At 71.5% G+C, this 19,571-nt stretch carries 15 protein-coding genes; 10 read left to right on the top strand and 5 right to left on the bottom strand.

Annotated features, from left to right (window positions below; translation table 11 throughout):
• The first annotated feature begins 95 nt into the window (after positions 1 to 95).
• On the top strand, positions 96 to 605 hold the full coding sequence (locus NRF20_RS23815) for a hypothetical protein (RefSeq protein WP_413753240.1): 510 nt from the start codon (positions 96 to 98) through the stop codon (positions 603 to 605).
• Positions 606 to 676: 71 nt separating this feature from the next.
• On the top strand, positions 677 to 2,134 hold the full coding sequence (locus NRF20_RS23810; RefSeq protein ID WP_413753239.1) for a flotillin family protein: 1,458 nt from the start codon (positions 677 to 679) through the stop codon (positions 2,132 to 2,134).
• 79 nt (positions 2,135 to 2,213) lie between these two features.
• On the opposite strand, the gene NRF20_RS23805 is transcribed toward NRF20_RS23810, so the two are convergent.
• Positions 2,214 to 2,609: a nitroreductase/quinone reductase family protein gene (locus NRF20_RS23805; RefSeq protein ID WP_413753238.1), complete on the bottom strand. Its 396-nt coding sequence runs from the start codon at positions 2,607 to 2,609 to the stop codon at positions 2,214 to 2,216.
• A 194-nt stretch (positions 2,610 to 2,803) separates the two neighbouring features.
• Between NRF20_RS23805 and NRF20_RS23800 the strand changes: the two genes are divergently transcribed.
• On the top strand, positions 2,804 to 3,274 hold the full coding sequence (locus tag NRF20_RS23800) for a cation:proton antiporter regulatory subunit (RefSeq protein WP_266360006.1): 471 nt from the start codon (positions 2,804 to 2,806) through the stop codon (positions 3,272 to 3,274).
• Between the two features lie 2 nt (positions 3,275 to 3,276).
• Positions 3,277 to 4,524, top strand: coding sequence for a cation:proton antiporter (locus tag NRF20_RS23795; protein ID WP_398628294.1), 1,248 nt, complete (start codon positions 3,277 to 3,279; stop codon positions 4,522 to 4,524).
• 24 nt (positions 4,525 to 4,548) lie between these two features.
• Here NRF20_RS23795 and NRF20_RS23790 read toward each other — a convergent pair whose 3' ends face one another.
• The 3 genes from NRF20_RS23790 to NRF20_RS23780 all read right to left on the bottom strand — a co-directional run bounded on the left by NRF20_RS23790 (position 4,549) and on the right by NRF20_RS23780 (position 6,822).
• Complete coding sequence (locus NRF20_RS23790; protein ID WP_398628295.1) at positions 4,549 to 5,103, bottom strand: MarR family winged helix-turn-helix transcriptional regulator; 555 nt, start codon at positions 5,101 to 5,103, stop codon at positions 4,549 to 4,551.
• Positions 5,104 to 5,375: 272 nt separating this feature from the next.
• Positions 5,376 to 6,332, bottom strand: coding sequence for a M56 family metallopeptidase (locus NRF20_RS23785; RefSeq protein ID WP_398628296.1), 957 nt, complete (start codon positions 6,330 to 6,332; stop codon positions 5,376 to 5,378).
• A gap of 7 nt (positions 6,333 to 6,339) precedes the next feature.
• Positions 6,340 to 6,822, bottom strand: coding sequence for a BlaI/MecI/CopY family transcriptional regulator (locus NRF20_RS23780; RefSeq protein WP_398628297.1), 483 nt, complete (start codon positions 6,820 to 6,822; stop codon positions 6,340 to 6,342).
• Positions 6,823 to 6,984: 162 nt separating this feature from the next.
• Here NRF20_RS23780 and NRF20_RS23775 point away from each other — a divergent pair, with 162 nt between their 5' ends.
• Both NRF20_RS23775 and NRF20_RS23770 read left to right on the top strand, forming a co-directional pair.
• A complete protein-coding gene (locus NRF20_RS23775; RefSeq protein ID WP_266360000.1) occupies positions 6,985 to 7,440 on the top strand; it encodes a tellurite resistance TerB family protein in 456 nt (151 codons plus the stop codon).
• A gap of 298 nt (positions 7,441 to 7,738) precedes the next feature.
• Complete coding sequence (locus NRF20_RS23770; protein WP_398628298.1) at positions 7,739 to 8,128, top strand: SAV_915 family protein; 390 nt, start codon at positions 7,739 to 7,741, stop codon at positions 8,126 to 8,128.
• Positions 8,129 to 8,203: 75 nt separating this feature from the next.
• Here NRF20_RS23770 and NRF20_RS23765 read toward each other — a convergent pair whose 3' ends face one another.
• The gene (locus NRF20_RS23765) at positions 8,204 to 9,274 is read right to left on the bottom strand and encodes a PucR family transcriptional regulator (RefSeq protein ID WP_398628299.1); all 1,071 of its coding nucleotides are present in this window, start codon (positions 9,272 to 9,274) and stop codon (positions 8,204 to 8,206) included.
• Positions 9,275 to 9,534: 260 nt separating this feature from the next.
• Between NRF20_RS23765 and NRF20_RS23760 the strand changes: the two genes are divergently transcribed.
• The 4 genes from NRF20_RS23760 to NRF20_RS23745 all read left to right on the top strand — a co-directional run bounded on the left by NRF20_RS23760 (position 9,535) and on the right by NRF20_RS23745 (position 19,561).
• On the top strand, positions 9,535 to 10,218 hold the full coding sequence (locus tag NRF20_RS23760) for a hypothetical protein (RefSeq protein WP_413753237.1): 684 nt from the start codon (positions 9,535 to 9,537) through the stop codon (positions 10,216 to 10,218).
• Positions 10,219 to 10,323: 105 nt separating this feature from the next.
• A complete protein-coding gene (locus NRF20_RS23755; protein ID WP_413753236.1) occupies positions 10,324 to 12,438 on the top strand; it encodes a flotillin family protein in 2,115 nt (704 codons plus the stop codon).
• Between the two features lie 121 nt (positions 12,439 to 12,559).
• Positions 12,560 to 17,533, top strand: a complete 4,974-nt coding sequence (locus NRF20_RS23750; protein ID WP_413753235.1) for a DNA repair ATPase — start codon at positions 12,560 to 12,562, stop codon at positions 17,531 to 17,533.
• A 30-nt stretch (positions 17,534 to 17,563) separates the two neighbouring features.
• The gene (locus NRF20_RS23745) at positions 17,564 to 19,561 is read left to right on the top strand and encodes an NAD-binding protein (protein ID WP_398628303.1); all 1,998 of its coding nucleotides are present in this window, start codon (positions 17,564 to 17,566) and stop codon (positions 19,559 to 19,561) included.
• Positions 19,562 to 19,571 lie beyond the last annotated feature (10 nt).

The raw sequence follows: 19,571 nt of genomic DNA, 5'->3' as shown, positions 1-19,571 counted from the left end.
GTTGCCGGGCGCATATGGGATCATCCAGCCAGTTCGACGGAAATGTTCGGGGAATGCATGTTCGGGGGATTTCGCAGACCGGGGAGGGCGATCACATGACCTTGCTTCTTGGTCTCGGCATTGCGGGAATCGTGCTGCTCGCCCTGTCCCTGATCTTCGACGGCATCCTCGAAGGTCTCTTCGGAGGCGTGCTGGACGGCCTTTTCGACGGCCTCCTGTCCCTCCCCGTCATCGCCGGATTCCTCTCGATGCTCGGCTTCGGCAGCGCGATCGTGCTCGGCACCACCGGCGCCGGCACGGTCGCCGCAACCGCCGCCGGAGTGCTGGCCGGGATCGTCGCGGCCTGGCTGACCTGGAAGTTCAGCCGGGCCCTGATGCGGGACCAGACCAGCGTCACACCGCGCGGCGACGATCTCGTCGGCACGTCCGGGTCGGTCGTCACGGCCATCCCGGCCGACGGTTACGGCGAGGTGCTGCTGCAACTCGCGGGTCAGACCGTGAAGTTGGCGGCGAAGAGCCCGGTGCCGGTCGAACGCGGCACCGAGATCTGGGTGGAGGCCGCACTGTCGACCACCTCGGTCGCGGTCCGCCCCGTCGAGCGCTGACCACCGCCCGAGCCGATACACCGCCCGAAATCAAGCTGCCGTCCCCGCAGGGAGGCAGGGGGGACACCCTTATGAGCCCAGTCGTGACCGCAGTCATCGGAGTCGTCGTACTCCTGGTACTGCTCGCCCTCGTCGTCATCACCCGCTACAAGGTCGCCGGGCCCAGCGAAGCGTTCATCATCACGGGACGACGCGGCAAGAAGTCGACCGACCCGGTGACCGGCCGTACCAGCATCGACAACAGCGGCCAGAAGGTCGTCGTCGGCGGCGGAGTCTTCGTCGTCCCGTTCGTCCAGCAGAAGTTCACCCTGGACCTGTCCAGCCGGCACATCCCGGTGGCCGTGCGCGGAGCCGTCACCCTGCGCGGTGTGAAGTCCCACCTCGAAGGCGTCGCGATCGTCAAGGTCGGCGGCAGCGAGGAAGCGATCCGGGCCGCGGCCCAGCGGTTCCTGCAGCAGCAGGACGGCATCGTCGGCTTCACCCAGGAAGTGCTCTCCGGCGCACTGCGCGCCATCGTGGGCCGGATGTCGGTCGAGGACATCATCCGCGACCGTGCCGCGTTCGCCGGCCAGGTCGCGGAGGAGGCCGAGGCCAGCCTCTCCGGGCAGGGCCTGATCCTGGACGCCTTCCAGATCCAGGACATCACCACCGAGGGCTCCTACCTCGAAGACCTCGGCCGCCCCGAGGCCGCCCGCGCCAAGCAGGAGGCGGACATCGCAGAGGCGATCGCCAAGCGCGCCTCCGAGCAGGCCCGGCTCAAGGCCGCCGAGGAGATCGCGATCGCCGAGCGGACCTTCTACCTCAAGCAGGCCGAGATCAAGGCCGAGACGGAAGCCGCCGCGGCCAAGGCCAACGCGGCGGGCCCGCTCGCCGAGGCGGCCCGCCAGCAGGAAGTCCTCGCGGAGCAGGAGAAGGTCGCCCAGCGCCAGGCCGCACTGACCGACCGCGAACTCGACACCAAGGTCCGCAAGCCCGCCGACGCCGCCCGCTACCGGGCCGAGCAGGAGGCCGAGGCTCGCCGGATCGCCCAGGTCAAGGAGGCCGAGGCGGACGCCGAGCGGTCCCGGCTGACCGGTCAGGGCGAGAAGCTGCACCGCTCGGCCCTCGCCGACGCCGTGCGCATCGAGGGCGAGGCGGAAGCCGCGGCCATCGCGGCGAAGGGCGCGGCCGAGGCCGAGGCCATGCAGAAGAAGGCGGACGCCTTCGCCCGGTACGGCGACGCGGCGGTGCTCCAGATGCTGGTCGAGGTGCTGCCGCACGTCGTCGCCAAGGCGTCCGAGCCGCTGAGCGCCATCGACAAGATGACCGTGATCTCGACGGACGGCGCGAGCCAACTGTCGCGTACGGTCGCGGACAACGTCGCCCAGGGCATGGAACTCCTCAGCTCCACCACGGGAGTCGACCTGGCGGCCCTGCTGAAGAACCTCAAGGGCGGTACGGCTGCCGCGACTTCGGCCGATCTGCCGGACCGGGCACCGGAAGCGGCCCCCGCCGCATCCGCCAACGGGAAGATCGAGATCACCGACTGATCCGGCCCGCACCACGCCCGTGCCCGGCCGGCACCGCACCGGCCGGGCACGCGTACGTCCGGGCCGGTGGAGCCCGGCGTCAGTCCGCCAGATCCACCCGCACCGTCAGCAGGTTCGTGCCCAGGGCCCGCACCACGGCGCTGTTGTAGCGCGGCAGCCTCTTGAGCCGGGCACGGGCGTCGTCCTCGGGGAGGGGGTGGGCGGTGCCGGTGTGCCACTGGCCCTTGGTGCGGACCCGGACCCGGGGGTCGGCCTGGATATTACGTACGTACTGCGACTTCTCGCCGTACTCCGAGACCAGCCAGAACTCCTGGCCGACGCGGCTGCCGCCGACCGGGGTGCGGCGCGGGAGGCCGGAGGTGCGGCCCGTCGTCTCCAGGAGGGTCTGCGACCGCGACTGTCTGGCGAGCGGGTTGACGACATGCCGCTGGAACGACGTGACCGCCCGGAACTTGAGCTCTCGGCTGCGCGACATTCTCGGCCCTTCCGCCGGTTGCTGCGGTCGCCCGGAAGGCGGCCTCGGCCACACACCGGCCCGGGTGAGTTTAGTCATGGGCCCCGCCCCGCACCTGTACGCCGTAGACGGCGGGAGCCTCCGGATAAGGTAATGCGCAGCTAAAGAACTCACCAAGTGTGTCAATGCACCGCCGTACCTCTCGGGAGGAAGCCATGGGAACCCACCGCACCACGCTGCCCGGAGTCGGTGTGCAGTACGACTACACGACCGAGTCGGGACAGCACATTTCCGTCGTCGTCCACCACGACGGGCGGCGGTTCATCGGCTTCTACGACCAGGACGACCCTGATGCGTGCCGGCTCTCGGTACCCCTGACACCGCAGGAGGCCACCGGTCTCGCGCACCTCATCGACGCCGCGCCGATCGACGCGGTACGGACCGAGGGCATCGATCTCGTCACCGAGCACATACCGCTCGGGACGCGCTCTCCGTACGGCGGGCGGCTGCTCGGGGACACCCGGGCGCGGACGCGGACGGGGGCCTCGATCGTGGCCGTGCTGCGGACGCACAGTGCGCATCCGTCGCCCGGGCCGGATTTCCGGCTGGCCATCGGGGACACGCTCGTCGTCGTGGGTACGCGTGAGGGCGTCGACGTGCTCTCCGAGATCATTGCGGAGGGCTGACCGTGCACGACACGACCGCGCTGCTGGTGGAGCTCGGCTCCGTCATTCTGGGCCTCGGAATCATCGGGCGGCTCGCCGGGCGCATAGGGCTCTCGCCGATCCCGCTCTATCTGCTGGCGGGGCTCGCCTTCGGGGAGGGCGGGCTGCTGCCGCTCGGAGCCAGTGAGGAATTCACCGCCGTCGGCGCCGAGATCGGCGTCATTCTGCTGCTGCTCCTGCTCGGTCTCGAGTACAGCGCCTCGGAGCTGGTGACGAGTCTCAAGACCCAATATCCGTCCGGCGCCGTGGACTTCGTGCTCAACGCGACCCCGGGCGCGGTGGCGGCGCTGCTGCTCGGGTGGGGGCCCGTGGGAGCCGTCGCACTGGCCGGTGTCACCTGGATCTCGTCGTCCGGGGTCATCGCGAAGGTGCTCACCGATCTGGGACGGCTGGGGAACCGGGAGACGCCCGTCATCCTCGGCGTTCTGGTCATCGAGGACCTGTCGATGGCCGTCTATCTGCCGCTGCTCACCGCGATGCTCGCGGGCGTGGGCTTCGCCGGAGGCAGCATCGCGCTGCTCATCGCGCTCGGCACCGTCGGGTTCGTGCTCTATCTGGCGCTGCGGCACGGGCGGCTGATCAGCCGGGCCGTGTCCTCCGACAATCCGGAGATGCTGCTCCTGGTCGTGCTCGGGCTGACCGTCCTGGTGGCCGGTGTGGCACAGGAGTTGCAGGTCTCCGCGGCCGTCGGGGCGTTCCTGGTCGGTATCGCGCTCTCGGGCGAGGTCGCCGAGGGGGCGCGCAAGCTGCTGACACCGCTGCGGGATCTGTTCGCCGCCGTCTTCTTCGTGTTCTTCGGACTCTCCACCGATCCGGCCGAGATTCCGCCGGTACTGCTTCCGGCGGCACTGCTGGCCGTCGTCACCGTCCTCACCAAGATCGGCACCGGGTGGTACGCGGCCCGGCGGGCCGGAATCGGTTCGCGCGGGCGGTGGCGGGCCGGCGGAACGCTCGTCGCACGCGGCGAGTTCTCCATCGTCATCGCCGGCCTGGCCGTGGCGACCGAGCCCCGTATCGGGCCCATCGCCACCGCGTACGTCCTCATCCTCGTCATCGTCGGACCGCTCACCGCCCGCTGGACCCAGCCGGCCGTGACCCGGATCCAGGCGTGGCGGGACCGGAACGGCAAGGACGGGACAGGGGCCGGCGAAGTTCCCGCGGCCCGTCCGGCGCCCGCCGCGCAGGAGGAGTTCGTCTCCTCCGCCGACTGAGAGCCTGTCGGGTGGGCGGGGAGGTCAGACGTCGTGGTGGGCGGGGAGGTCGGACGTCCAGCCCAGCGGGTACCCGTCCGAGCCGTCCCCCGGCACGGGCGGTTCGCCGCCCGCGACGGTGAACGCGGTCAGCGCGTCGATCAGGGCGGTGCGCTGCTCCGGGGCGAGACGTTCGACGATCGCGGCGATCTCCCGGCGGCGGCCCGCCGTGACGTCCTCGACCAGCCGGCGGCCCTCGGGGGTCACCCGCAGCACCGTCTCGCGGCGGTTGGCGGGGTTCACCTCCCGCTCCGCGAGACCGGCGGCGATCAACCGGTCCAGCATGCGCATCGCGGTCGACGGGTTCACCCCGAGCCGTTCGGCAAGCGTCACCAGCTTGGCGTTGCTGTTCGTGGACAGCACGACAAGGAGCCGGAACTGAGGCAGCGTCACCCTGTCCTCCACCGCCGCCAGTGAACGTGCGGAGACGGCGACGAGCAGCCTGGAAGCCGTCAGTACGGCGCGCGTCACCTCATCGACGTCATCGTCCCCGCCCCGGTCCGGGGGTCGGTCCTCACGTGGTTGTCCGTGCGCGGCCATGCCTCTTTGTACCGTGCCGGCCGGCCGTACTCGAATCGGTACGCGCCCCGCGTGCCGGGCGCTGGCACAAACATTTGGACTGTGCAACGTTTGCATAGTGACATATCAGCCTGCCGGTCCCTCCGAGCCGCGCCGCCCGCCCCTGTCGGCCGGCCGGCGGCGCAGGATCGAACGGCTGCCGGCCCAGCTCTTCCGGATGGGGCTCGGGCCGCTGTTCAGGGGGCGGGCGCTGCTCCGTCGGCGCGCCGACGGTTCGGTCCCCTTCGTACGGCTCATAGCGGGGTCGCCGCGTGCAGGATCCGCACCAGCGTCACCGCCGCGTTGAGCGACGAAAGAGCCGAGACCGCGGTGCCCGCCGTCGCGACGAGTGCCGCCAGGGCGGCATGGGCGGACGACGGGGGCCACAGCCGGGCCTGCGGAACCGGGGCGAGCAGCGCCGCCACCCGGCGCGGTACGGGGCCCGCCGCCGGAGCGGAGCTCGCGAAGGCGGCGAAGCCGACCGAGGCGTCCGGGGCCCGGTGCGAGAAGAGCGCCGCCTTGCCGACCGCGACCGCCACCACACGCCGGTCACCGACCGCACGTGCGGCCTCCTCGTCCGCCCACCGTTCGGTGCTGAACGCCACCGCCGTGCGCAATGGCAGCAGGAACGGATTGGCGCGCGCCGCGAGTTGGGCGGCCAGCAGATAGCGGTGGTGCCGGGCGGCCAGGTGGGCCCGCTCATGGGCGATCAGGGCCCGGCGCTCACGGGCGTCCAGACACCGGGTCATCGCGGTCGAGACGACGACCCGGCCCGGCTTGCCCGGCAGTGCATAGGCGTACGGCTCCGGGTCCGGGAGCACGGCGACATCGTCCGAGGTGACGGAAGGGGCGGCGGACAGGGCGCGGCCGGCACGGATACGCAGCCGCACATGGCGGTACACCGTCCACCCGCACGCCCCGATCACCGCCGCCAGCACGCCGATCGCGACGATGCCCGCGTTCACCTCGTACGGCACCGCGTCCCGCACCTGGGGGTCCGACCAACTGTCCGGCAGTGGATTGCCCGGGAGCTGGGCCGTACCGACCACCACCAGCAGGCCCAGGCACAGCGTGCTGCACAGGGCGAGCAGCGTGCCGACGACGGTGAGCAGCCGGGTCGCGCTGCGGGGGTGCAGATGCTGTTCGGCGAGGCGCGCGATCGGCAGTGCGATCAACGGCAGCACGAGCGGCAGACAGACGAAGACACCCATCGGACCGCTATCGGCCTTCCGTGCCAAGGGGGTCGTCCGGGCCGTCCGGGGCAGCCGCGCGGGCCAGGAGCGCGCGCAGCCGTTCCTCGTCACCGGGGGACAGGGCCGAGATGAAGTGGGCGAGCACGGCGTCCCGGTCCCGTTCGCCGTCCAGTACGCGGCGCATCCGCAGGGCTGCGAGACCGGCCTCGTCGGAGGCGGACGTCCAGGTGTAGGAGCGGCCCTCGCGGGACCTGGTCACGGCGTTCTTCACGTAGAGGCGGGAGAGGATCGTGATGACAGTGGTGTACGCGAGGTCGCCGTCGAGGTGTTCCTGCACCCAGCCGGCCGTCGCGGGGCCGTTCGCCGAGTGCAGTACGGCGAGGACCTGGGCCTCCAGTTCGCCCTGCCCGCGCCTGCGGAGCCGTCGGCCGTCGGGGCTCACTGCGTCGGGCACTTCCTCGTGGGGCGGCTCGTTGTCCGGGTGGTGGCCGGGCCTGGCCGAGTCCATCTGGGTCCGCCCTTCTGCGATACCGCGTCAGCCGCGGCGTCGCAGCATCCTACTTACCGATGTTCCCTGGACACAGCGGGCGCCCGTCCTGCTAACTTCTACACGTCTGTAGAGTTGGAATTCATTCCGGCAACACAACGCAACGCAACGTATGGAGACGTCATGGCACTGTGGGATCGGATCAAGGAATCCGCTTCGTCGATGCAGTCGCAGCTGGAAGCGAAGAAGAACGACCTGAAGAGCGGCGCGTTCCGTGACGCGAGCATGGCCATGTGCGCCCTGGTCGCGGCGGCCGACGGTTCCATCGACCCGTCCGAACGCCAGCGTGTCGCCTCGCTGATCGCCTCCAACGAAGTCCTGCAGAACTTCCCGGCGGACGATCTGCAGCGCCGCTTCAACGACTACGTGAACAAGCTCACCGCCGACTTCGCCTTCGGCAAGGTCAGCGTGCTCCAGGAGATCGGCAAGGCGAAGAAGAAGCCTGCCGAGGCTCGTGCCGTCATCCAGATCGGCATCGTCATCGGCGGCGCCGACGGCGACTTCGACAAGACGGAGCAGGCCATCGTCCGGGAGGCGTGCTTCGCGCTCGACCTCCCGCCGCACGAGTTCGACCTCTGAGCCTTCCCCTGCCCGACGGACCGGATCCGCCCGGTCCCACCCCCATGGCGCCGGGTCAACCGCGGGCCGGCTGACCACCGGCCCGTGCCCGGCAGGCCGGAGGTGTGCTACTCCCCCGATGCACACCTCCGGCCACCCCCTTCCGGGACCCCGCTCCCCGCAGCACGCATCAGCATCGCGTCACGGGTGCGGGGTCTCGCGTCAAATGCGCATCAGGGCCGTACCGTCTCCCCTCACGTACGGGCATAACGTGATGGGTGCAGCACCCATGCACCCGGGCCCGTCGAGGAGGCACACCATGTCCGACCGCAGCGGAACGGACGACCCCGAACCTCTTGAACCCGGCCCGGCCGGAACGCTCTTCGTCCCCGTCCGGCCGGGGCCGCCGGGTTGCCCCACCGGATGGACGGCGCGGTTCTTCTGTACGCCGCTGGGCGACCGCACAGCCGTCGGTTTCACCTCCGCGCACCGGCTCGCCGCCACCCTGGGCGACGGTCAGCCCTGGATCAGGCTCTCCGAACCGGCCCTGCGCGCGCTCGGCATGCCGCTCGGTGTCACCGCCCTCACCGTCGATCCCCAACTGACCGCGCAGGCCCCCGGACGGGCCGACACCCCTGCGGCCGGGGCCCGTCGGCGCAGCCCGTATCCGAGGTCCGGGACCACCGCCGCCACCCGGTGCGGGCGTTGAAGAAGAGCCTGGAGGGCCACGGACCCCGCGGATGAGGTCACGGTTCCCGCAGGTGCGACATCGGTGCGGACCGGGTCACACCTCCTTGGCCGGCCAGTCCAGCAGCCGGGCGCCGATGACCGCCGTCTGCAGGGTGTAGCGGTGCACCGGGTCGGACGGATCGGAACCGGTCAGCTGATGGATCCGCTCCAGCCGGTACGTGAGCGCCCGCACGCTCAACGACAGCCGACGGGCCGTCTCGGCGGACACACAGCCCGCGTCGAAGTAGACGGTGAGCGTCTTCAGGAGGGGGTCGGCGCCGCCGCGCGCCTGCTGAAGGGGGCCCAGCTGACTGCGCACCAGATCGGCCATCGCCTGCCGGTCCCGGGTCAGCACCGGGTAGACCAGCAGGTCGGCGGCGTACAGCACCGGATCGTCCAGATCCATCCGTTCCGCGAGATCGAGTGCGTCGAGCGCCTCGTCGTACGACTGGACGACGCCTCCGGGGCCCGGGTGCGCGCGGCCGACGGCGACCCGGCCGCCGTCCGTCGCCGCGTGCGACTGCTTGGCGAAATACCGCAGGACATCGGGCTGGCTGCCGGGGGCGATACAGACCAGCCGCCCGTCCTTCGTCGTGATCAGGATCTTCCGGCCGCTGAAGCGCGTGAGCAGCGCCGCCTCGACCGCGCGCGGCACGGAATCGGTCTCCGTGTATGCCTCCGGGCCCGTCGCCACCGCGACCGCGTGGGCGCGCGAGAGGCGCAGCCCGAACCGGGTGGCCCGCTCGGCGAGCCGGCCCAGATCGCTGCGCCCGTACAGCAGATCGTCGATGAACTCGCGGCGCGCCGCCTCCTCGCGCCGAACGGTGAGCCGCTGGGCCCGCTCGAAGCCCGCGGCGAAGGCGTCGACGGCCTGCTCGACCGCGGCCAGCACGGAGTCGGTGGATGTGTCATCGGCGAAGGCGGCCTGCGGCCAGGCGGTACGGGTCGCCGCGAGATGGAGGCCGACCAGGGCGCGCAGCTGGAATCCGGCCTCGGCCGCCTCCCGGCCCAGGAGCCGCCGGGTGTCCAGTTCGTCCCGGGTCAACCGACGGCCGGTGGCGGCGACATCGGCCAGAATGCGGGCGTAGTCCCCCAGATACTCGTCGGAAATCTCCGGCTCCGGCACGCGCACTCCTCAAGTCCTGACGCGACGTTGACACTCAGTCAACGCATACCGGCCGGTGCTGGTGCCCGGCATCAAGGACGTACAAAGATTGCCGGACTCCGGCAGTGCGTCACACGGCCCCGAGTGACACGATCGATCAGCACCAACCGGGGGAACACGGGGGATACGGGGGAAGACCCGGCTGCTGCGGCACCGCTCCGCGCGGTACCGCAGCACCGGGGTCACCACCGGACCGCCCACAAGGAACAGGGGGCGGACCGATGCAGGATTTCCTGAGTGCGGCAACCGCCTTTCCCACCGTGCTGTTCGGCGCCGCGCTGGGCGTCGTCGTCTTCTTCTGGTTCCTCGTGCTGGCCGGTGCGGCCGACCACCATTCCTTCGACGGAGACCTCGACACCGGCATGGCCGGGATCGGCGGGGTGCCGGTCACCGTATCGGTGTCCGTGATGGTCGTCGTCGGCTGGTTCACGAGCCTGGCCGGTACGGTCCTGCTGCACCGCAGCGGTGTCACCGGCATCACCCGCGCGGGGCTCGCCTGTGCGGTGTTCGCCGGGGCGCTGCTGATCGCCTGGGCCGTGATGCGGGTGCTGGTGCGCCTGGTGCGCCGGCGTTTCCCGGACGAGCCTCCTCCGTCGCGGCAGGACTTCCTCGGCCGGGTCTGCACGATCCGTACCGGTTCCGTCAGCTCCGACTTCGGCCAGGCCGAGGTCGCGGCGGCCGACGGCTCCACCGCGATCGTCCAGGTCAGGCTGCTCGGCCCGGCTGACGACGCGGTTCTCACCTCGGGCAGTGCGGCGCTTCTGTACGCGTACGACGACGAGGGCGAGTTCTTCTGGGTCTCGCCGTACGACAAAGCGCTGGACCCGGGACCACCGAAGCCGCGCACGAACCCGCGCCCGGGTACCCGCCCGGATGCGCGCCGGACTCCGCGCCGCTCCGGCTGACCCTCCCGCCCGTCGCAGCCGCATCGCCGAATCCGTCCGGCCGCCCTGGAATCGGGCGGGAACCTCTGACCTCTCCACCTTCCTCACCAGCCGCCAAGGACTGTCATGGATGCCATCACCCTGGGCTTCGGTGTGCTCGTAGCCGTTGTCCTGCTCATCGCCGTCGCCCTGCTTCTCGTCATCAGCCGGCTCTTCCGCAAGGTGGAACAGGGCAAGGCGCTGATCATCTCCAAGACCAAGAAGGTCGATGTCACCTTCACCGGGGCCGTCGTCCTGCCGGTGCTGCACAAGGCCGAGTACATGGACATCTCGGTGAAGACCATCGAGATCCGGCGCACCGGGCGCGAGGGCCTGATCTGCCAGGACAACATCCGCGCCGACATCCACATCAACTTCTTCGTACGCGTCAACAAGACCGTCGAGGACGTCATCAAGGTCGCCCAGTCCATCGGTACGGAGCGGGCCAGCGACAAAGTCGCGATCCAGGACTTCTTCGCCGCGAAGTTCGCCGAGGCGCTCAAGACCGTGGGCAAGCAACTGGACTTCGTCGATCTGTACACCAAGCGCGAGGAGTTCCGGGACCGGATCATCCGGGTCATCGGTACGGACCTCAACGGCTACCACCTCGACGACGCGGCCATCGACTTCCTTGAGCAGACGCCCATGACGCAGCTCGACGGCGCCAACATCCTCGACGCACAGGGCATCCGCAAGATCACCGAGCTGACGGCGATCGAGCACGTACGCACCAACGAGTACCAGCGCACCGAGCAGAAGGAGATCACCCGGCAGAACGTCGACGCCCGCGAGACCATCCTGGAGCTGGAGCGCCGGCAGGCCGAGGCCGAGATCAAGCAGCGCCGCGAGGTCGAGACGCTGAGGGCCCGTGAGGAGGCCGCGACCGCCCGGGTCCAGGAGGAGGAACGGCTCGGCGCCCAGACCGCGTTCATCCGCACCGAGGAGCAGCTCGGCATCCAGCGCGAGAACCAGGCCCGGGAGATCGCCGTCGCGCAGAAGAACCGTGAGCGTGTCATCGCCGTGGAGAACGAGCGCATCGAGAAGGACCGGCTGATCGAGGTCATCGGGCGCGAGCGGCAGACCGAACTCAACCGGATCGCCGCGACGAAGGAGGTCGAGGCCGAGCGCCGCGAGGTCGCCGATGTGATCCGGGAGCGGATCGCCGTGGACCGTACGGTCGCCGAGCAGGAGGAGTCCATCAAGACGCTGCGGGCCGTCGAGGAGTCGGAGCGCACCCGCAGGTCGGTCATCATCGCCGCCGAGGCGGAGGCCCAGGAGAAGCTGGTCAAGGACATCAAGGCCGCGGAGGCCGCGGAAGCGGCGGCCACCCACCTGGCCGCCGAGCAGCTGACGCTCGCCGAGGCCCGGCTGAAGACCGCGGACCTGGACGCCCAGGCGAAGCTGCGGCTGGCCGAGGGCATCCAGGCGGAGTCCGCGGCGCCCGGACTCGCCGAGATTCAGGTACGTGAAGCGGAGGCCGACGTCATCGAGAAGGCCGGTCTCGCCGAGGCCGAGGCAACGTCCGCCCGTCTCAAGGCCGAGGCGGAGGGGTCCCGGCTCAAGGCGCTCGCGGCAGCGGAGGGTACGCAGGCCCAGGCGACGGCCGACGCGGCGATGATCGGCGAGAAGCTGAAGGCCGAGGCGGCGGGGCTCACCGAGAAGGCGGCGGCGATGGCGGCGCTGGACGACGCGTCGCGCGGGCACGAGGAGTACCGGCTGCGGCTCGCCGCGGAGAAGGAGATCCGGCTGGCCGGGCTCGATGTGCAGCGGCAGGTCGCCGAGGCGCAGGCGACGGTACTGGCGACGGGTCTGGAGAACGCCGACATCGACATCGTCGGCGGGGAGTCGGTCTTCTTCGACCGGCTCGTCTCGTCCATCTCGATGGGCAAGAGCTTCGACGGGTTCGTCGAGAACTCGGACACGGCGAAGGCGCTTGCGGGGCCGTGGCTGAACGGCACGTCGTCGTTCACGGACGATCTGACGCGGGTGCTGGGGTCGGTGTCGACGGGGGACGTGCAGAACCTGACGGTGTCGGCGCTGCTGATGCGGATGATGCGGGCGCCGGGGGCGGGGGTTGCGCCGGGACAGGTGCAGCAGCTGCTGGCCGCGGCACGGGAGTTGGGGCTGGCGGATGTACCGGTGTCGGCGGTGGCGGGGGCGTCCGACGTACCCGCATCGCGGAACGGGTCGCCGGTCGCATAGAGCGGACCCCGATCGCCGGACGGGCAGGACGGATCGAGCCCGTCCGGCGGTCGAGGACACGGCCCGGCAGCGGGACGCAGCCGCACCACACACCTCGAAGCTCGTAGGGAGAGCCGTACGTATGGAAACCGACACCACGACCGCACCGCCCACCGGCGGCCCCGTGGACGCGGGGACGTACGACGTGCTGCGCCGCAGGCTGACTGCCCGGGCCGCCGAACTCGCGAGCCGCGCCGAGGCGCTGAACGTGCGGCGCACAGCGGAGTTCGGGTCGACCGAGCTCCGGCTCACCGGCACCGAGCAGATCCGTACCGAGCAGCCATCCGTACCCCGCGACCTGGTGGCCGTGGGCGGCCGGCTGCTGTTCGGGTTCGAACGGGGCCCGGGAGCGGCGGAAGCCGCCGGGGTCGGCGACGTACTCGCGTTGCACGGAACCGAGTTGGAGGCGACAACCCACGGCGAAGGCGGTCTGCTCGAAGACGAGGCCTTCGTACGCGAATTCACCGCCCTGCACCGTTACTACCGCGACGCCCGCCTGCTGCGGCTGCGCCGCGTGGACGGCAGGCTGCTCGCCGTCTTCCGTACCGGCGAGAGTGCCGACGGCATCCGCGTGCTGCGCTGGGCGCTCGGCCCGGACGGTTCGCCCGGCGCGTTCCTCGACGCGCGCGGCGACCGCGACCACGTCTTCCCGCCGTCGCACGACTTCACCTGGACCGTCGCGGGCCGCGAGGCCCACGTCCTTGGCCGGCACCCGCACATCGCCGTGGGCAAGGACGGCGACGGCGACGGCACGGGCGCCGTCCTCTTCGTCGACACACTCGGCGGCACCCTCACCGTCAAGACGGTCAACGACACCGACACACCCGACGGGATCTACGAGGAGCCGGTCACCGAACCCCTCCAGTCACTCGCCGACGCGGATGTCGAGCATGCCGTGATCGGCCCGCTGGTCCTGCTCCGCGTCCGCCCGTACAACGAGGAGTCCTGGCGGTATCTGGTCTTCAACACACTCCTCGGCACGGTCCTGCGTCTGGACCTCATCGGGCCCGCCTGCCACCGGCTCCCGGAGGACCAGGGGATCATCTTCCCCGGCGGCTACTACCTCACCACCGGCACCGCCAAGACCTTCGACATCGCCGAACCGCTCACCGAGCCGGTCTTCGAGGGCGCGGTCCGCTCGCCGAACGGCGAGGACGTCCTGTACGTCTTCCGCTCCCCCGACGACGGCCGAAGCCTGCTCCTGCCCTACAACCTGATCCGGCAGGAGGTCGCCACTCCCCTCCAGGGCCGCGGCCACGCCCTGCTCGACGACGGCACGCTCGTCCTCCTGCGGGGTACCGCCACGGGCGACGAACCGGCCCGGGTCCACCCGTTGCAGCGCTGGCAGACACCGTACGTCTCCGACACCTACGCCGCCTCCCGGCCCGCCGGGACCGGTCCGCTCGCCCGGATCGGCAACGCCGATCTGGTGCGCGGCATCTCCGACTGCCTCGCGCTCGCGCACAGCGCCGCCGAGACGACACCGACCGCCGCCGTGTACGCACAGCTGGTCGCGGACTGCACTCGCGCCACCGACCGCTACCACTGGCTGACCGACTCCGAACTCGGTGAACTGGCCGCCCCGTTGGCGGAGCTGCGGGCCACCGCCCAGCAGGTCCTCACCGAGTTCGAAACAGTGCAGGAGCTGACCCGGCAGGCCGCCGAGGCGCTCACCGAGACGGCCGACCGGCTCACCGCACTCGTCCGCCGCATCCGCGGCGAGGCCCCGCGCTCGTGCGCCGCCTGGGTCACCCAGCTCACCGAACTCCGCCGCGTCCAGGGCCATTTGGCGACCCTCGCCGAGATGCGGTATGCGGACACCGAGCGGATCGCCGCGCTGAGCGCCGACACGGCCGCCGACATCGACTCGGCCGACCGGCGCGCCGTCGCGTTCCTCGGCCGGGACGACGCGTTCGCCGGCTACCACGAGGACATCGCGCACCTGGCCGCCGAGGCGTCCGCGCTCACCACCGTCGCGGACGCCTCGGCGCTCGGCGACCGGCTGACGGAGATGACGGACGGCCTGAGCACCGTCACGGATGTCGTCGCCGGGCTCGACATCGGTGACGCGACGGTCCGTACGTCGATCCTGGAGCGGATCGCGGAGGTCCTCGGCGGGGTGAACCGGGCCCGCGCCACCCTCGACGCCCGCCGTCGCGAGCTCCTGGACCACGAGGGCCGCGCGGAGTTCGCCGCCGAGTTCGCACTGCTCGGGCAGGCCGTCACGGGGGCGCTGGCCGCCGCGGACACCCCGGACGCCTGTGACGAGCAACTGGCCAGGCTGCTGCTCCAGCTGGAGAACCTGGAGTCGCGGTTCGCGGAGTTCGACGACTTCCTCGCCGAGCTGGCCGGGCGGCGGACGGAAGTGTACGAGGCGTTCTCGGCCCGTAAGCAGACGTTGCAGGACGCCCGCGCCCGGCGGGCGGAGCGGCTGGCGGGTTCGGCGGCCCGGGTCCTCGACACGGTGTCCCGGCGGCTGGCCGCCCTGCCCGACCTGGACGCCGTCCACACCTACTTCGCCTCCGACCCGATGGTCGCCAAGGTCCGCCGCACCGCGGACGAGCTGCGGGAACTCGGCGACCCGGTGCGCGCCGAGGAGCTGGACGGGCAGCTGCTGGCCGCCCGTCAGGAGGCCGGACGGGCCCTGCGCGACCGCAGTGAGCTGTACGCGGACGGTGGCGCGACGATCCGTCTCGGCCGGCACCGGTTCGCCGTGAACACCCAGCCCTTCGACCTGACGCTCGTCCCGCACGGGGACCGGCTCGCGTTCGCCCTCACCGGCACGGACTACCGGGCGCCGGTCACCGACCCGGCCTTCGAGGCGACCCGCCCCTACTGGGACCAGACGCTGCCCTCGGAGTCCCCGCGCGTCTACCGAGCCGAGCACCTGGCCGCCCGGCTCCTGGACGAGCAGGGCGCCGACACCCTCGGCGCCCTGAACCCTTCCGCACTGGCGGCATTGGTACGGGAGTCGGCGGCGTCCGCGTACGACGAGGGCTACCAGCGCGGTGTCCACGACGAGGACGCCACCGCCATCCTCACCACCCTGCTGAAGCTGCACGCCGGGGCCGGACTGCTGCGCTGCCCGCCCGCCGTACGAGCGGCGGCGCAGTTGTTCTGGGCCTACGGGACGGACGAGGCCCGGCGCACCTCCTGGACCCGGCGGGCCCTCTCGCTGGCCCGAGCCCGTGAGACGTTCGGCCTCGCCCCGGCCATCGCCGGCCTTCAGGAGGAGTGGGCCGACGCCATCCGGGGCGACGATCCCCGAGCCGTCGCCGCGTACCTCTTCGAGGAGCTGACGAGCGGCCCGGCCGGATTCGTCACGAGCGCCACCACCCGCACGTTCCTGGACAAGTTCCGTCGCACGACGGGATCCTCGGCGTACGACGAGGACCTCGCCGCACTCCACGACGACTTCTCCGCCCGGCGCCAGCTGGTCGAGGGCTGGCTCGCCTCGTACGCCGCCGCGAGCGGTACGGAGATCGACGCGGGCGATCTCGCGGAGGCCGTCGCCGTGGAACTCTGCCCGCAGCCGGTGCTCGCCCGGTACGAGTGCGAGGCGCCGCTCACCGCGACCGTGGACGGCCTGCTCGGCACCCACCCGCGCATCGACCGTGGCCGGCTGACCGTCCGCCTCGATGAACTCCTCGCCCGCACCGACGGGTTCCGCACCACCACCGTCCCCGGGTTCCGCGCCTATCAGCGCCTGCGCACCGAACTCGTGGCCGCCGAGCGTGCCCGGCTGCGGCTGGACGACCACCGGCCGCGCGTCATGTCGGCGTTCGTCCGCAACCGGCTCCTGGACGAGGTGTATCTGCCGTTGATCGGCGACAGCCTCGCCAAGCAGCTCGGCACCGCCGACGCCGACCGGCGCACCGACTCGCAGGGCCTGCTGCTGCTCGTGTCACCGCCCGGCTACGGCAAGACGACGCTCATGGAGTACGTCGCCGACCGGCTCGGCCTGGTCCTTGTCAGGATCAGCGGGCCGAACCTCGGCCACGACGTGACCTCCCTCGATCCGGCGCAGGCGCGCACCGCAACCGCCCGCCAAGAGATCGAGAAGATCAACTTTGCTCTGGAGACGGGCAACAACACGCTCCTCTACCTCGACGACATTCAGCACACCTCGCCCGAACTGCTCCAGAAATTCATTCCGCTCTGCGACGCCACCCGCCGTGTCGAGGGCGTACGGGACGGCAAGCCGCGCAGCTACGACCTGCGGGGCAAACGGTTCGCGGTGTGCATGGCGGGCAATCCGTACACCGAGTCGGGGGCGCGGTTCCATGTCCCCGACATGCTCGCCAACCGGGCCGACGTGTGGAATCTCGGCGAGGTGCTCAGCGGCCGCGAGGACGTCTTCGCGCTGAGCTTCGTCGAGAACGCGCTGACCGCCAACCCGGTGCTGGCCCCGCTCGCCGGGCGGTCCCGCGAAGATCTCACCCTGCTCGTGCGGCTCGCTTCCAGCACGAACCGGGCCATCCGTACGGACCGGCTCGACCACCCGTACACGCCTGCCGAGGTGGACCGGATCGTCTCGGTCCTGCGTCATCTGCTGACCGCCCGGGACACGGTCCTGGCCGTGAACGCCGCGTACATCGCCTCGGCCGCACAGACGGACGCGACGCGCACCGAGCCGCCGTTCCGGCTGCAGGGCTCGTACCGCAACATGAACAAGATCGCGGAGCGGATCGTGCCGGTGATGAACGACGCGGAGCTCCTCGCCGTCATCGACGACCACTACGCGGGCGAGGCCCAGACGCTGACCACGGGCGCGGAGTCCAACCTGCTGAAACTCGCCGCGCTGCGCGGCCGCCTCACCGCCGAGCAGTCCGCGCGCTGGTCCGCGATCACCGCCTCCTACGTCCGTACCCAGGCGCTCGGCGCCCCGGACGGCGACCCCGTCGCCAGGGCGGTCGCCGCACTGGGGCTGCTCGCGGACCGGATCGCGGCCGTCGAGTCGGCGATCGTCCGGGTCGCGGACCCGCGCCATCTGCTCGCCGGCCCGCAGGCCCGGCACGCGGCGCCGCCATCCGCCGTTCCGCAGGAAGATCACTGACCGGGCGGGTACGCCGGAGAGGAGCAAGGCATGCTGGGTCCCGTGTCTACACTTCCCCAGCAGCCCCAACGCTCCCCGCTCGGCGGACACATGGTCGTCTGCGGTGACGACGCACTCGCCCAGCGGCTCGCCGTGGAGCTGCGCTATGTGTACGGGGAGCGGGTCACCCTCGTTCTGCCGCCGGGGCGCGACGCACGCCGGCCGGAGCTGCCGCTGACCGGGCGGGGCCGGGCGGCGGCGCTGTTCGGCCGGATGTCGCAGGCGATGAACCGCAACGGCGGGAACGGCGGGAACGGGTCCGCAGGTGCTCCCGGGAACGGCGACACCAACGCCGGGGTCGAGGCGGTACGCATCCTGGAGGCGTCGGAGCCGTCCGACGAGGCCTTCGAGGAGGCGGGCGTCGAATCGGCCGCCGCACTGGCCCTGGTCTACGACGACGACGAGCGCAATATCCGCGCCGCGCTGACCGCCCGCCGCCTCAACCCCCGTGTCCGGCTGGTCATCCGGCTCTACAACCGCAAGCTGGGCCAGTATCTGGAGACCCTGCTCGACCAGGCCGCCGCCGTTACCGCACCCGGCCTGGACCCGAGGGCGCTGGACGCATCGACCACCGTCCTCTCCGACGCCGACACCGCCGCGCCCGCCCTCGCGGCGACCGCCGTCACCGGCTCCAGCAAGGTCATCCAGGCAGAGGGCCTGCTGCTGCGCGCCGCCGAACGCACCCCGCCAGAGGACGGCCGGATCGCCGACCCCGGCCTGTGCACCCTCGCGCTGCTCTCCTCCACCACCCATGACCCGGCGGGCACCGAGGGCTCCGACAGCAGCGGCGAGGAGGGACCTCGACTCCTGCCCGACGAACGGCAGGTGGCCGCCGCGACGGGGCGTGGCACGGTCGTCCTGGAGGCGGTCAGCCAGGCGGGACCGGCCGGTCCGCCGCCCCGGATGGGCGGCAGGGGCGCACCGCTCAGCCAGTTCTTCTCCCGGCGGCTGCGCTGGTCGGCGCTGGGTGTCGGCCTCGCCGTGCTGGGCCTCGCCGTCGCCTCCACGCTCACCACCGGCGACGATCCGTTGCACGCCGCGTATCTGACGCTGCTGGACCTGTTCGCGATGGGAGACCCGGCGATCGGCGACCCCATGGCCCGTCAGGTGCTCCAACTCCTTTCGGGTGTCGCCGGGTTGATGCTGCTGCCGCTGCTCGTGGCGGGCGTGCTGGAGGCCTTCGGGTCGCTCCGTACGGCCTCGTCCCTGCGCCGGCCGCCACGGGGCCTGTCCGGCCATGTGGTGCTGCTCGGCCTCGGCAAGATCGGTACGCGGGTCCTCGTCCGGCTGCGTGAGCTCGGCATTCCCGTGGTGTGCGTGGAGGACGACCCGGACGCGCGCGGAATCCCCGTGGCCCGGCGGCTGCACGTGCCGGTGGTCCTCGGTGACGTCACGCAGGAGGGGGTGCTGGAGGCGGCGAAGATCCAGCGCTCCCGCGCACTGCTCGCCCTGACCAGCGCAGACACCACCAACCTGGAGGCCGCGCTGTACGCCCGCTCGGTCAAGCCGGACCTGCGTGTCGCCCTGCGCCTGTTCGACGACGAGTTCGCCACCGCCGTCTACCGCACCCTGCGCACCGCCCACCCGCAGGCCCTGACCCGCTCGCGATCCGTCTCCCACCTGGCCGCTCCGTCCTTCGCGGTCGCCATGATGGGCCGGCAGATCCTGGGCGCGATCCCGGTCGAGCGGAAGGTGATGCTGTTCGCGGCGGTCGAGGTCGCGGGGCACCCGCAGCTGGAGGGCCGCACGGTGGAGCAGACGTTCCGGGCGGGCGCCTGGCGGGTCCTCGCCCTGGACGCCACCCCGCCGGAGCACCGCCGTCCGCACCTGGCCACCCCCACCCCTGCGTCCCCGGACCGCCCGTCGGGCCTGGTCTGGGACCTGCACCCCGGGTACGTACTGCGCCCCGAGGACCGCGTGGTGATCGCCGCGACCCGCCGGGGCCTGGCCGAACTGCTGCGCAGGCGCGACTCGTTGACGTACCGCTGAGCCTTCCCGC

It is taken from the genome of Streptomyces sp. R-74717, assembly GCF_047305335.1.
In the GTDB taxonomy this organism is placed as follows: domain Bacteria; phylum Actinomycetota; class Actinomycetes; order Streptomycetales; family Streptomycetaceae; genus Streptomyces; species Streptomyces atratus.
Note: the sequence above shows the minus strand (reverse complement) of the source record. Positions and strands in the feature narration are given on the sequence as shown.

Bases quoted from the DNA above. Each gene is read 5' to 3' on its own strand.
- NRF20_RS23815 (WP_413753240.1), top strand. From the start codon at position 96: ATGACCTTGCTTCTTGGTCTCGGCATTGCGGGAATCGTGCTGCTCGCC.
- NRF20_RS23810 (WP_413753239.1), top strand. From the start codon at position 677: ATGAGCCCAGTCGTGACCGCAGTCATCGGAGTCGTCGTACTCCTGGTA.
- NRF20_RS23805 (WP_413753238.1), bottom strand. From the start codon at position 2,609: ATGTCGCGCAGCCGAGAGCTCAAGTTCCGGGCGGTCACGTCGTTCCAG.
- NRF20_RS23800 (WP_266360006.1), top strand. From the start codon at position 2,804: ATGGGAACCCACCGCACCACGCTGCCCGGAGTCGGTGTGCAGTACGAC.
- NRF20_RS23790 (WP_398628295.1), bottom strand. From the start codon at position 5,103: ATGGCCGCGCACGGACAACCACGTGAGGACCGACCCCCGGACCGGGGC.
- NRF20_RS23785 (WP_398628296.1), bottom strand. From the start codon at position 6,332: ATGGGTGTCTTCGTCTGTCTGCCGCTCGTGCTGCCGTTGATCGCACTG.
- NRF20_RS23780 (WP_398628297.1), bottom strand. From the start codon at position 6,822: ATGGACTCGGCCAGGCCCGGCCACCACCCGGACAACGAGCCGCCCCAC.
- NRF20_RS23775 (WP_266360000.1), top strand. From the start codon at position 6,985: ATGGCACTGTGGGATCGGATCAAGGAATCCGCTTCGTCGATGCAGTCG.
- NRF20_RS23770 (WP_398628298.1), top strand. From the start codon at position 7,739: ATGTCCGACCGCAGCGGAACGGACGACCCCGAACCTCTTGAACCCGGC.
- NRF20_RS23760 (WP_413753237.1), top strand. From the start codon at position 9,535: ATGCAGGATTTCCTGAGTGCGGCAACCGCCTTTCCCACCGTGCTGTTC.
- NRF20_RS23755 (WP_413753236.1), top strand. From the start codon at position 10,324: ATGGATGCCATCACCCTGGGCTTCGGTGTGCTCGTAGCCGTTGTCCTG.
- NRF20_RS23750 (WP_413753235.1), top strand. From the start codon at position 12,560: ATGGAAACCGACACCACGACCGCACCGCCCACCGGCGGCCCCGTGGAC.
- NRF20_RS23745 (WP_398628303.1), top strand. From the start codon at position 17,564: ATGCTGGGTCCCGTGTCTACACTTCCCCAGCAGCCCCAACGCTCCCCG.